The 13753-nt window shown below is 53.6% G+C and carries 10 protein-coding genes; 9 read left to right on the top strand and 1 reads right to left on the bottom strand.

The window, feature by feature from the left end; all coding sequences use genetic code 11:
* Nucleotides 1-86 precede the first annotated feature (86 nt).
* Together leuE and tadA are read left to right on the top strand one after the other, a co-directional pair.
* The gene (leuE, locus tag ACSBQN_RS09605) at nucleotides 87-725 is read left to right on the top strand and encodes a leucine efflux protein LeuE (RefSeq protein WP_004236962.1); all 639 of its coding nucleotides are present in this window, start codon (nucleotides 87-89) and stop codon (nucleotides 723-725) included.
* Between the two features lie 66 nt (nucleotides 726-791).
* Entirely contained in the window at nucleotides 792-1319 is a 528-nt protein-coding gene (gene tadA, locus ACSBQN_RS09600; protein ID WP_024473948.1) for a tRNA adenosine(34) deaminase TadA, read from the top strand.
* On the opposite strand, the gene mltF is transcribed toward tadA, so the two are convergent.
* A complete protein-coding gene (gene mltF / locus ACSBQN_RS09595) occupies nucleotides 1320-2759 on the bottom strand; it encodes a membrane-bound lytic murein transglycosylase MltF (RefSeq protein WP_036407081.1) in 1440 nt (479 codons plus the stop codon).
* Nucleotides 2760-3020: 261 nt separating this feature from the next.
* Here mltF and purL point away from each other — a divergent pair, with 261 nt between their 5' ends.
* The 7 genes from purL (at nucleotide 3021) to ACSBQN_RS09560 (ending at nucleotide 13614) form a co-directional block, all read left to right on the top strand.
* The gene (gene purL / locus ACSBQN_RS09590; protein WP_318667986.1) at nucleotides 3021-6908 is read left to right on the top strand and encodes a phosphoribosylformylglycinamidine synthase; all 3888 of its coding nucleotides are present in this window, start codon (nucleotides 3021-3023) and stop codon (nucleotides 6906-6908) included.
* Between the two features lie 657 nt (nucleotides 6909-7565).
* Nucleotides 7566-9005, top strand: a complete 1440-nt coding sequence (locus ACSBQN_RS09585) for a sensor histidine kinase (protein ID WP_004241960.1) — start codon at nucleotides 7566-7568, stop codon at nucleotides 9003-9005.
* Between the two features lie 21 nt (nucleotides 9006-9026).
* Complete coding sequence (gene qseG, locus ACSBQN_RS09580) at nucleotides 9027-9821, top strand: two-component system QseEF-associated lipoprotein QseG (protein ID WP_354632840.1); 795 nt, start codon at nucleotides 9027-9029, stop codon at nucleotides 9819-9821.
* 7 nt (nucleotides 9822-9828) lie between these two features.
* Nucleotides 9829-11169, top strand: a complete 1341-nt coding sequence (glrR, locus tag ACSBQN_RS09575) for a two-component system response regulator GlrR (protein WP_004236949.1) — start codon at nucleotides 9829-9831, stop codon at nucleotides 11167-11169.
* A gap of 107 nt (nucleotides 11170-11276) precedes the next feature.
* Nucleotides 11277-12899, top strand: coding sequence for an NAD+ synthase (locus tag ACSBQN_RS09570; protein ID WP_434991667.1), 1623 nt, complete (start codon nucleotides 11277-11279; stop codon nucleotides 12897-12899).
* A gap of 12 nt (nucleotides 12900-12911) precedes the next feature.
* The gene (glnB, locus tag ACSBQN_RS09565) at nucleotides 12912-13250 is read left to right on the top strand and encodes a nitrogen regulatory protein P-II (protein WP_004236946.1); all 339 of its coding nucleotides are present in this window, start codon (nucleotides 12912-12914) and stop codon (nucleotides 13248-13250) included.
* Between the two features lie 94 nt (nucleotides 13251-13344).
* Nucleotides 13345-13614, top strand: coding sequence for a hypothetical protein (locus tag ACSBQN_RS09560; RefSeq protein ID WP_141650272.1), 270 nt, complete (start codon nucleotides 13345-13347; stop codon nucleotides 13612-13614).
* Nucleotides 13615-13753 lie beyond the last annotated feature (139 nt).

Raw genomic sequence — 13753 nt, 5'->3', positions numbered from 1 at the left:
ATCCGTGGCATGTATTTTGTGATTTATTAATCTGAACACAAAATAATAAAAATCAGCTGTAAATTTGCACACACCACGGAGGCGTTATGTTTGAAAATCTGGGCATACTGAATATCGGTACTTATATCATCGGCGTTATTTTTATTATCCTTGTGCCGGGGCCGAACTCACTGTATGTCCTTAAATCCAGTGCGACATTCGGATATAAAAAAGGTTACCAGGCCGCACTGGGCGTATTTACCGGTGATGCGGTACTGATCATGTTGTCATTTCTGGGCGTGGCCTCAGTAATTAAAGCCTCTCCGGCATTATTTACCGCCGTGCGTTACCTCGGTGCTGCGTATTTATTGTATCTGGGACTGAAAATCCTCTATGCCACTTTTATGCAGAAGAAGGGGCATCATGAGGATAAACCGCTGAAAGCGGAAAATGCCTTTAATAAAGCGCTGATCCTGAGCCTGACAAACCCGAAAGCGATTCTGTTTTATGTCTCTTTCTTTATCCAGTTTATTGATTTTAATTATTCCCATCCTGCGGTGAGTTATGGCGTGCTGGCGCTGATTCTGGAAACGGTCAGCTTTTTGTATCTCTCCTTTTTAATTTACAGCGGCACTAAATTATCGCAGTTCTTCCGCCACAAAAAACAGGCGGCAAAAGTGGGCAACAGCACCATCGGACTGTTTTTTATGGGCTTTGCCGCCAAACTGGCGCTGTTTACGGCGTAAAGAAATTGCCCCGTCTGATGACAGTGACGCTATACTGTGCCTGATTTTAAATAAGCAGGTATCCACGTGACTGACAGTACAACACCTTATAATAATGATGAATTCTGGATGAGGCAGGCGCTGGCGCTGGCAGAAGAGGCGGCGCTGGCCGGAGAGATCCCGGTCGGGGCTGTGCTGGTGAAAGATAATCAGCGCATTGCCGCTGGTTTCAATCAGCCGATCCTCAGCCATGACCCGACAGCCCACGCTGAAATTGTTACGTTGCGCGGGGCCGGGGCGGTGCTGGAAAATTACCGTCTTACCGATGCTACACTGTATGTCACTCTCGAACCCTGCATGATGTGTGCCGGGGCACTGATCCACAGCCGGATCAAACGTCTGGTGTACGGCGCGGCAGAGCCGAAAACCGGTGCTGCGGGGTCATTTATTGATTTGCTGACCTTACCGCGTCTCAATCATTATATGGAAGTGACGGGAGGCGTGCTGGGGGAGGAGTGTTCGGCAATGCTCAGTGAATTTTTCCGCCGCCGCCGTGCGGAGAAAAAAGCCCTGAAAAAACAGAATGCGGAAAACCAGCAGACAGAGAATGAGTGATCAGTTTGGTGCGGCAGAGGTCAGAATCTCTGCCGTTTCTTCCTGCGGCTGCTGTAACAGCAGCTCTTCCTGATGTAAATCGAGATAGCCCTGTAAACTGAGCTGGTAACGGCGTACGCCTTCCACATAGCGGTAAGCTTCGTAACCGCGCGCATAGCCGTACGGCAGAGACTGATAATAGGCTTTTTTGCTCAGCAGCGGCAGACGGGATTTCACATCCAGCCAGCTGTCCGGATCCGCCCCCTGCATCTCGGTCAGTTTGCGGACATCCAGCATATGACCGTAGCCCATATTATAAGCGGCGAGGGCAAACCAGATTTTTTCATCATCGGGGATGGAATCCGGCAGTTTGTCCATCAGGTAATTTATATATGTCCCGCCGCCCTTGATGCTCTGCTCCGGGTCAAGGCGATCCTCAATCCCGAAGAAATCCGCCGTCGGCCGGGTCAGCATCATAATGCCGCGCACGCCGGTCGGTGAGGTGGCGGTCGGGTTCCAGTGTGATTCCTGCCAGGCTATCGCAGCCAGTACCTGCCAGTCCATTTTCCCCGCGTACTTTTCAAACAGCGGGCGGTAAGTGGCCAGTTGGGTGTTGATGGCATTAATAAAGGTTTTGGTATCCACATAATTAAACTGATTCATGTGGCTGAAATACTTCTCTTCCAGACGCGCCAGGGTGTCGGTTTCCCGTGTCTGGTTGAAAAAATCGAGCAGGGCGGCATTCAGGCTGCTGTCTTCACTGCGTTTCAGATACCAGGTCAGCGGCTGGTTTTCTGTGACCTCAAAGGCCACCGTGACATTCGGATGAATATGCTGCTCCTGTGCCACGCTGACAGAATCGCTGACGACATAATCAATTTCGCCTTTTGCCAGGCGCTGAAGCAGATGGCTGCTGTTTTTACCGGCAACTTCGCGGATATCCAGATCCGGATATTTATCCGCTTTGAGCTGACGGAGCAGACGGGCGTGGGCACTGCCGGCTGTGACCCAGACCGGAGAGCCGAGATCACCCAAATCCCGCGGACGTTTGTTACCCATGCGGTAGAGAAGCTGCTGCGCGACGGTGTAGTAAGTCGGGCCGCTCAGTGCGGTATCCAGGCGGTCTTCATTATAGATAAGCCCGGCGGCGAGCAGATCGGCATCATTATTGGCAAGGTCGCTGAACAGGTCATTGACACCGTCGCGTTCCCGCACCACCAGTTTTACACCAAGGTAGTCCGCGAAACGCTGCGCCAGTTCGTAATCAAAACCGCTGGCCTGTCCCTGCTTATTAAAGCTGATAAGCGGTGATGCCACCGCGCTGACACGCAGTTCCCCGCGCGCAAGAATACGGTTGAGTTGCGGCTGCTGCGATGGCCAGCTGATATTGATGGCGATCAGCGCCGCCGCGAACAGCGCGACGACGACGATAACGACATAATTTAGCTTTTTATGTACCAAAGGCGCATCTCACCGGTTACACAAAAGGGTTCATTCTGAGGCATAAATTACCATGGTTATATTTCCAGTAATCGGACATTTTGCTCAACATTTTGTCACTGTGCAACTTTATTCCGTTTTCCGGGACTGAAATCCGGAAAAAATCCCCCCCGGAAAAAACGTCACGCAAACGGTTTCGTCGGCGTCAGTATTGCTCTATAATGTGCCCGTTTCCCCTCCGGGCCGATGGCTCTGCGTGTTAAAAAGAGAGAACTGACAACTATGGAAATTTTGCGTGGCTCACCTGTGTTATCTGCGTTTCGCGTATCAAAATTTATCAGCGCGTTCACTGAACACCACCTGCCGGTGACCAACATCTATGCGGAATATGTGCATTTTGCTGACCTTTCCGCACCCCTGACCGACGATGAGCACACCAAATTACAGCAGTTGCTCCGCTACGGCCCGTCGCTGGCGGAACATGCGCCGGAAGGGATCCTGTTTCTTGTCACGCCGCGCCCGGGAACATTGTCTCCCTGGTCATCGAAAGCCACGGATATCGCGCATAACTGCGGTCTGTCAGCCGTTACCCGGCTGGAGCGGGGGATCGCCTACTATATTACTACCACAGGGCTGACAGAGAATGAACATCAGCAACTGAGTGCGCTGTTACATGACCGCATGACAGAAACGGTTTTCAGCGAACTGTCACAGGCACAGGCGCTGTTTGCCCGCCATGAACCGGCACCGCTGACCGTGATTGACCTCGCGGGTCAGGGACGTGCGGCACTGGAGAAAGCCAATATTTCGCTGGGGCTGGCGCTGGCGGAAGATGAAATTGATTATCTGGCGGACGCATTCACGAAACTCGGCCGCAATCCGTCCGATGCGGAACTTTATATGTTTGCCCAGGCAAACTCTGAACACTGCCGCCACAAAATTTTTAATGCTGACTGGGTGATTGATGGTGAAGAACAGCCGAAATCCCTGTTTAAGATGATTAAAAATACCTTCGAACAGACACCGGATCATGTGCTGTCCGCCTATAAAGATAACGCGGCGGTGATGGAAGGCTCCTCTGTTGGTCGTTTCTTCCCGCAGGGGGAAGACCGCAGTTATCAGTATCATCAGGAAGAAACCCATATCCTGATGAAAGTGGAAACCCACAACCACCCGACCGCCATTTCCCCGTGGCCGGGGGCGGCAACCGGCTCCGGCGGTGAAATTCGTGACGAAGGCGCGACCGGGCGCGGTGCCAAGCCAAAAGCGGGATTAACCGGTTTTTCTGTCTCCAACCTGCGCATCCCGGGCTTTACCCAGCCGTGGGAGCAGGATTTCGGCAGACCGGACCGCATTGTCAGCGCCTATGACATCATGACCGAAGGCCCGCTCGGCGGCGCAGCATTTAATAACGAATTCGGCCGTCCGGCACTGCTCGGCTATTTCCGGACCTATGAAGAGAAAGTCAGCAGTCACAACGGCGAGGAACTGCGCGGTTACCATAAACCGATTATGCTGGCGGGCGGCATCGGTAATATCCGTGCTGACCACGTGCAGAAAGGGGAGATCCCGCCGGGCGCGAAACTGATTGTATTAGGCGGCCCGTCGATGAATATCGGCCTGGGCGGCGGTGCGGCTTCCTCCATGACATCCGGTCAATCGGATGCGGATCTGGATTTTGCCTCTGTGCAGCGTGATAACCCGGAAATGGAACGTCGCTGCCAGGAAGTGATCGACGCCTGCTGGCAACTGGGTGATAACAACCCGATCCTGTTTATCCATGATGTGGGCGCGGGCGGCCTGTCCAACGCCATGCCGGAGCTGGTCAGTGACGGCGGGCGCGGCGGACGTTTTGAGCTGCGCGATATCCTCAGTGATGAGCCGGGCATGAGCCCGCTGGAAATCTGGTGTAACGAATCTCAGGAACGCTATGTGCTGGCGGTCTCGCCTGAGCAGTTACCGCTGTTTGAGGCACTCTGTCAGCGCGAGCGCGCGCCGTATGCGGTGATTGGTGAGGCGACAGAAAAACGTGACCTGATCCTCAATGACAGCCATTTTGATAATCAGCCGATTGATATGCCGCTGGATATCCTGCTGGGTAAAACCCCGAAAATGCGCCGCGATGTCACCACACTGACCGCAGATGGCACTCCGATTGACCGCAGTGATATTAATCTGCATGAAGCGGTAAAACGCGTGCTGCATTTACCGGCAGTAGCGGAAAAAACCTTCCTGATCACCATCGGTGACCGTACTGTGACCGGCATGGTTTCCCGTGATCAGATGGTCGGTCCGTGGCAGATCCCGGTGGCGGATTGCGCGGTGACCACTGCCAGCCTCGACAGTTATTACGGTGAGGCAATGTCTATCGGTGAACGTGCTCCGGTCGCACTGCTTGATTTTGCCGCTTCAGCGCGGATGGCGGTGGCGGAAGCGCTGCTGAACATTGCCGGTGTGCAGATTGGCGATATTAAGCGGATTAAATTATCCGCCAACTGGATGGCCGCAGCCGGGCATCCTGGCGAAGATGCCGGGTTATATGCAGCGGTAAAAGCGGTGGGTGAGGAGTTATGCCCGGCGCTCGGCCTGACTATTCCGGTCGGCAAAGACTCGATGTCGATGAAAACCCGCTGGAACGAGCAGGGCGAAGAGCGTGAGATGACCTCGCCGCTGTCGCTGGTGATCACGGCATTTGCCCGTGTGGATGATGTCCGCCGGACCGTCACGCCGCAACTGCGGAGCGATGTGCCGAACAGTCTGCTGCTGGTGGATCTGGGGGAAGGCCGTAATACCCTCGGCGCAACCGCACTGGCACAGGTGTATCGCCAGCTGGGACAGAAAGGCGCGGATCTGCGTAATCCGCAGGCGCTGCGCGCATTCTTTGACACCATGCAGACCCTGGTGCGGGATGAAAAACTGCTGGCGTATCATGACCGTTCAGACGGCGGTCTGTTTGTCACACTGGCGGAAATGGCCTTTGCCGGACACTGTGGTGTGAATGCGGATATCAGTGCATTTGATGAGGATATCCTCGGTGCGCTGTTTACCGAAGAACCGGGCGCTGTGCTCCAGGTGCGTGAAGCGGATCTGGATGGCGTTGTGCAGGCCTTCACCGGTGCCGGTCTGGCAGATATGCTGCATGTTCTCGGTGAAGCTGTACCGGGGGATGATTTTATTGTCCGCAGCCACAATACAGAAGTTTATCATCAGTCCTGCCGTGAACTGCGGATCATGTGGGCGGAAACCACCTGGCAGATGCAGCGTCAGCGTGATAACCCGGCCTGTGCGGATGAAGAACATGAAGCCAAACAGGATCTGACAGACCCGGGTCTTAATGTGGTACTGACATTCGATCAGAATGACGATATTGCAGCGCCGTATATTGTAAAAGGTGTACGTCCGCGTGTCGCGGTGCTGCGTGAGCAGGGGGTTAACTCCCATGTGGAAATGGCGGCGGCCTTCCACCGTGCCGGGTTTGATGCCATCGATGTGCATATGAGTGATCTGCTGAACGGTCATCTTCCGCTGGACAGTTTTCAGGCGCTGGTTGCCTGCGGCGGCTTCTCTTACGGGGACGTGCTGGGTGCCGGTGAAGGCTGGGCGAAATCGATTCTGTTCAATCCGCAGGTACGCGATGAATTTGCACAGTTCTTTGCGCGTCCGGATACCTTATCACTCGGGGTCTGTAACGGCTGTCAGATGATGTCAAACCTGCGGGATCTGATTCCGGGGGCGGATTTATGGCCGCGCTTTACCCGTAACCGCTCTGAACGTTTTGAAGCGCGTTTCAGTCTGGTCGAAGTGGCACAAAGCCCGTCTCTGCTGCTGAGTGGTATGGCCGGTTCGCGGATGCCGATTGCGGTGTCTCACGGCGAAGGGCTGGCAGAGTTCCGTGATGCGGCACATCAGCAGGCGCTGACGGAACGCGGCCTGGTGGCGCTGCAATATGTGGATAACTACGGACAGGTCACCGAACGCTATCCGGCCAACCCGAACGGTTCACCGGACGGTATCACGGCGGTCACGACCGATGACGGACGTGCCACTATTATGATGCCGCATCCGGAGCGTGTTTTCCGTACCGTCAGCAACTCCTGGCATCCGGAGAACTGGGGGGAGGACGGACCGTGGTTGCGGATCTTCCGTAATGCCCGTAAACAATTAGGCTGATTTTTCATTCAGTTATCATCGCGGCGGCGGGGTTATCCCCGCCGTTTTTTTATCTGCCTGCCGTATAAATGCTCAGTGTGTCACAGAACGGCGACAACAGAGTTTTTGAGTGTCGTCAAAAGGGGACATTTAACTTACTGATATATAAGAGGGTAAAAAAGAGCAAAAAAGACTGTCGCAAATCAGAGACGTTTTTTTGTAAAACGGGGAGGAAACCGGAAGATAAGATGCGTATGACAGCACGCCGGAAAAAAATAGCGGGTGATAAAAAATATTTTCTCTTTAATAACAGTGTTTTGAATTTTATTTTTCAAAGTTGGCACAGCAGTTGCAATATCTTTTGTAGTTGCTCATTCAATTTTTTATGTCGGCCCGCAACAGGCGGAAACATGCCACATAAGCCCGGGAATGATGCCAGAGTAAGGTGCCTACCGTCCGTTAATACCGATAACTGCGCAAGCTTTATCAGACACAGGGCGACACGTTGAGTGAGGCACCACCTTAATCTCACTGACGGGACGGCAGGAAACTGTCGTCCCGTCGTCATTTATACCTTCCCTGCATTCTTTCTGTTCTCTTTTTCGCGCAGATGCATCCTGATCCTTTTCTCTTATCCCGGATCCGGTTAGCATCATGCACATGACAACAGGTTAAGAGATGACAATCTTGAAAAAATGGCGATTATTTCCGCGCTCGCTGCGTCAGCTGGTGGTGGTGGCATTCTGTCTGGTATTGCTGCCGTTGCTGGGACTGGCCTGGCAGGCGTATCAGAGTTTTGATGAGCTGAGTAATCAGGCGGCGCAAATCAGTATTTCAACCGTACAGGATGCGCGGCGTAGTGAGGAAATGTCGAGCCTGGCGCTGGAAATGGAGCGCAGCTACCGCCAGTACTGTGTGCTGGGTAATGAAACCCTGAAAAATGTCTGGCACAAGCAGTATCTCCGCTATGAGGACTATCTCGCCCGCCAGAAGCAATCCACTCCGGATCCGCGCTATACTGATGATATCGCCGGCAGCCTCGGACAGTTGTCTGTCCTGCAGTGTGAGAACGGCGAGCCGGTTGCGGCGATGACCACCCATCTGGAAGCCTTTGCCCGCAGTAACGCTGATCTGGTGCAGGCTATCCGTGAGGCGAATTTCCGGCGCGGTGAGGAACTTCAGAATGCCATCGCCCGCAAAGGCCAGTCATTCGGCTGGCAGAGCCTGCTGGTATTCGTCCTGAGCACCGGGCTTATCATTCTGTTTACCCGCATGATTATCGGGCCGGTGAAAGTGATTGAGCGGATGGTTAACCGCCTGGGGGAAGGGCGCAACCTGATACAGCGCCTTGATAATTTTAACGGCCCGAGAGAACTGCGCTCGCTGGCGCTGCGGATTGTCTGGCTGAGTGAGCGTCTGGACTGGCTGGAATCCCAGCGTCATGAATTCCTGCGTCATATTTCCCATGAGCTGAAAACCCCGCTGGCCAGTATGCGTGAAGGTACCGAACTGCTGGCGGATGAAGTTGCGGGACCGCTGACGGCGGATCAGAAAGATGTGGTATCAATACTGAGTGAAAGCAGCCGCCATTTGCAGGTGCTGATTGAACAACTGCTGGAGTATAACCGCACGCTGGTGGACAGCCCGACAGAAGCCAAATGGGTTAACCTCGATACGGTAGTGCATGAGGTGGTTAATGCGCACAGCTTACCGGCGAGAAGCAAAGAAATCACTACAGACCTTGCTCTGGATGAAACAAGTGTCTGGGCTGAACCCGTCTTATTAACACGTGTACTCGATAATCTCTACTCAAATGCGGTACACTATGGCGCTGAATCGGGTAAGATCCGGATAACCAGCCGGAAAGCCGGTCAGCATATACAGATTGATGTCGCCAATACCGGTACGCCGATCCCGGAAGAAGAGCAGGAAATGATCTTCGAACCGTTCTATCAGGGCTCGCTTCAGCGCAAAGGTGCTGTCAAAGGCAGCGGGCTGGGACTGAGTATTGCCCGGGATTGTATTAACCGGATGGGCGGCGAACTGATATTAGTCGGTTCTGAAGGTGCGGATGTGTGCTTCCGTATTCAGCTTCCGTTCCACACCTTACTGGAATAACAGGTCAGCATTAACTTGAAAATGACATTTAAGTCCCTGATTGCCGCCGTCCCGCTGTTGCTGGCCGGTTGCGTAAAAACCGCAACGCCGCCGGATCTCTCCGCGCTGGCCTCTGTCGTCCTGCCGCAGGAGCGGACGGCGGATTACCGGATTGCGGACTGCCACGCTATCTGGGAACTCAACTCTGCGGCCGCGACAGAAAACGCCCTTTACTGGCTGCGGATGATGGATTGTGCTGATCTGCTCAGCAGTGACACAGCCCGCATTATGGCGGGGAAAATCACCCCGGACAGCTGGGATACCGCACTGCGTCAGAGCATTCTGCTTAATAACACCGGCACCTCCGCCAATGACAAGCGTAAGGTGCTGGAAACCCTGAATGCCTACAGTGCCGGGTTCCCGGTCTCCCTGCGTCCGCTGATGACCCTGTGGCGTGATCAGCTGAAACAGGCGATTGCCCTGAGTGACGAACGCCAGCGCTACCGCCGCCTGCAGAGCGATACGGACAGCAAAATTGATCAGTTGCGTGCGGTTAACTCCCGGCTGCAGTTTGAATTACAGAATACCACCCGCAAGCTGGATAACCTGAGCAACATTGAGCGCCAGCTGGCCGGCCGCAAACAGCCGACCAAAGCGGATGCGGAACTGGAAAATGCGCTCGAGGAGCGCCGTGAGGCATTAGAAGAGGCGGCAGGTACGGCAGAACCGAAACCGGCAGAAGCAAAACCTGCTGATGTTAAACCGGCAGAAGCCAAACCGGCTGCCGCTGAAACAAAAGCCGCAGAAACAAAACCGGCACAGGAAAAAAAGGAGTAACCCCGGCATGACAGCACGCCGCAGCGCAAACTTATTATTGGTTGATGATGATCCGGGCTTACTGAAACTGCTGGGTATGCGCCTGAGCAGTGAAGGTTTCCGGGTATCAACGGCAGAAAGCGGCCCTGAAGCGCTGAAGGTACTCAATAAAGAAAAAATCGATCTGGTCATCAGCGACCTGCGGATGGATGAAATGGATGGTATGGCGCTGTTTGCCGAGATCCAGAAAACCCATTCCGGCATGCCGGTGATTATCCTGACAGCCCACGGCTCCATTCCGGATGCCGTGGCCGCCACCCGTGAAGGTGTGTTCAGCTTTCTGACCAAACCGGTGGATCGCGATGCATTATATAAAGCGATTGACGATGCGCTGGCACTTTCCACCACCACGGTCAGTGATGAATCCTGGTGTGAAGGGGTTGTGACCCGCAGCCCGCTGATGCTGCGTCTGCTGGAACAGGCACGTATGGTGGCGCAATCCGACGTCAGTGTGCTGATCAACGGTCAGAGCGGTACCGGGAAAGAGGTACTGGCCCAGGCTATCCACAAAGCCAGTCCGAGAGCGAAAAAACCGTTTATTGCCATCAACTGCGGCGCGCTGCCGGAGCAGTTGCTGGAGTCCGAGCTGTTCGGCCATGCCAAAGGTGCCTTTACCGGCGCGGTGAGCAGCCGGGAAGGGCTGTTCCAGGCGGCGGAGAGCGGCACACTGTTTCTCGATGAAATCGGGGATATGCCGATGCCGCTGCAGGTCAAACTGCTGCGTGTTCTGCAGGAGCGCAAAGTGCGCCCGCTCGGCAGTAACCGGGACATTGATATTGATGTCCGCGTCATTTCCGCGACACACCGCGATTTACCCAAGGCGATGGAAAAACACGAATTCCGTGAAGATCTCTACTACCGCCTCAATGTGGTTAACCTGAAAATTCCGACACTCCATGAGCGGGCTGAAGACATCCCGCTGCTGGCCAATCATATTCTGCGCGAAGCGGCGAAAAAACATAAGCCGTTTGTCCGCAGTTTCTCTCCGGATGCAATGAAATGCCTGATGGGCGCGAGCTGGCCGGGCAATGTTCGTCAGCTGCTTAACGTTATCGAGCAGTGTGTGGCGCTGTCCACCGTGCCGGTGATCAGTGAGGCGCTGGTGACTCAGGCGCTGGAAGGGGAAAACACGGCGCTGCCGACCTTTGCGGAAGCCCGTAATCAGTTTGAACTCAATTATTTACGCAAACTTCTCCAGATGACCAAAGGTAACGTGACCAACGCTGCCCGTCTGGCAGGGCGTAACCGGACAGAGTTCTATAAATTACTGTCCCGTCATGAACTGGATGCGGCCGACTTTAAAGAATAAGCAAAGAATCGGTGTGAACCGGCACATTTTGCTATCATCTTCATTATTAGCTGTTTTATTATTAATTTTTATATACGGTGAGATCTATCCCGGGAGAGCAGGATTTTATGCGTCGTACACTTAATATCGCCCTGGCCCAGCTGAATTTTCTGGTCGGAGATATCGAAGGCAATGGTGAACGTATTCTGAAAACCATGGCGGAACAGCAGGCGGCAGGGGCTGATCTGGTCATGTTTTCCGAACTGGCATTGTCCGGGTATTCACCGGAAGACCTGGTTTTCCGTCCTGATTTTCATCAGCGGATAGTGCAGAGCCTCACCCTGATCCAACAGGCCAGCGGTGACTGTGCTGTGCTGGTGGGACACCCGTGGCAGGAAAACGGTCACATTTATAACGCCCTCTCTTTCTTTGAGAAAGGGGAGCTCCGCGCCCGTTATTTCAAACAGGAACTGCCGAACTACGGTGTGTTTGATGAAAAACGCTGGTTTACGGCAGGGACAGAAACCTGTGTGATTGATTTTCGCGGCTATCGTCTCGGGTTACTCATTTGTGAGGATATCTGGACTGACGGTCCGGTGGATGCCCTGAAAGCGTCCGGTGCGGAAATTATTCTGACACTGAATGCCTCACCGTATTCCACTGACAAAATTGATACCCGGGATGTGCTGATACAGGCACACTGCCGCCGTACCGGGCTGCCGCTGGTCTATCTCAACCAGGTCGGCGGGCAGGATGAACTGATTTTTGATGGTGATTCCGCTGTTTTCGCCGCAGATGGCAGTGTAACACATCGCCTTGCTGCATTTTCAGAGCAAATCGCGCAGTGTCAGTTTACGGATTTAACCATCACACCGATGGCGGCTCCGGCTCCGTCGTTACCTGTTCTGGCTCAGGTTTATCAGGGGCTGGTGATGGCAACGCGGGATTATGTCCGCAAAAATGGTTTTCAGGGAGCGCTGCTGGGTCTGTCCGGCGGGATCGATTCCGGCCTGACTGTCGCCATTGCCGCTGATGCACTGGGTAAAGACAAAGTGCAGGCGGTGATGATGCCGTTCCGTTACACCTCGGATATCAGTATCCACGATGCCCGTGAGCAGGCAGAGCTGCTGGGTGTGGAATTTGATGTGGTGTCGATTGAGCCGATGTTTGAAGCTTTTATGCACGAACTGGCGCCGAAATTCGCCGGAACACCGGTTGATACCACCGAAGAGAATTTACAGGCACGCTGCCGCGCGGTGATCCTGATGGCCATGTCCAACAAACGCCGCCGCATTGTGCTGACCACCAGTAATAAAAGCGAGTGCGCTGTCGGTTACTCCACACTGTACGGGGATATGGCCGGGGGCTTTAATGTCCTGAAAGATGTGCCGAAAACCATGGTGTTTGAACTGGCAAGATACCGCAACACGCTCTCTCCGGCGATTCCGGAGCGGGTTATCACCCGTCCGCCGTCAGCAGAACTGGCGCCGGGTCAGCTGGATCAGGACAGCCTGCCGCCGTATGACATCCTCGATGCCCTGCTGGCCGGGTATGTTGAAAAAGATATGTCCGCAGATGAACTGATCGCCGCCGGGTTTGATGAAGCGGTGGTCCGCAAGGTTATCCGGCTGGTGGATATCAATGAATACAAACGCCGCCAGTCACCGGTGGGACCGCGCATTACCGCCCGGAACTTTGGCAAAGATCGCCGTTACCCGATTACATCCGGGTTTGGCCGCAAAAATTGGTAACAGGATCTGACAATGAAAAAGATTGAGGCAATTATTAAGCCGTTTAAACTCGATGATGTCCGCGAAGCTCTGGCTGAAGTGGGGATCACCGGGATGACCGTGACAGAGGTGAAGGGGTTCGGCCGTCAGAAAGGGCATACGGAACTGTATCGCGGTGCGGAATATATGGTGGATTTTCTGCCGAAGGTAAAAATTGAAATTGTTGTCGCCGATGACATTCTCGAAACCTGTGTGGAAACCATTATGCAGACGGCGCAGACCGGTAAAATCGGTGACGGTAAAATCTTTGTGTTCGATGTGGCACAGGTTGTCCGGATCCGTACCGGGGAACAGGATGAAGATGCTATCTGAGTTCTGCTGAGCATCCCTGAAAATCAAACGTATCCGGCGGCTGTTATTTCTGACACCGCCGGATTCTTTTATCTGTCAGTAAAAGGAGAAGACTGTGCGGACAATACATGTGCGGGTAATACAATGGATAGTTGCGGTGTGTGCTGTGGTTATTATTCTGGTTATGGCCGGTATTATTATTCTGCAGTCAGCACTGAAAGATCCCGGTCAGCATGAATTACCGGCGCTTTTTGCGGAGGTTTCCGGGATGAATTTAAATAAAGAAGAACAGAACGAGCTGGAAGAGTGTATTAATTCGGCCAAGGTGATGTATTTCTCTCAGGCAGTAAAAAAATGTGTGAACCGGGCTCGGTATAAAAACTGACGGGTAAAAAAAAGAGTAACAGTGAACCGGGCGAAAGGATGGGATAGATATAAATTCGGCGGTTATGTCACTGTTACTCAAATGTGCTTCATCTTAAGCACATACGCTGAATATCCAGCGTGTTGTTATTGTTGTTCTG

Origin of the sequence: Morganella sp. B601 (genome assembly GCF_051172335.1) — a bacterium.
GTDB classification, from domain to species: Bacteria; Pseudomonadota; Gammaproteobacteria; order Enterobacterales; family Enterobacteriaceae; genus Morganella; species Morganella morganii.
Note: the sequence above shows the minus strand (reverse complement) of the source record. Positions and strands in the feature narration are given on the sequence as shown.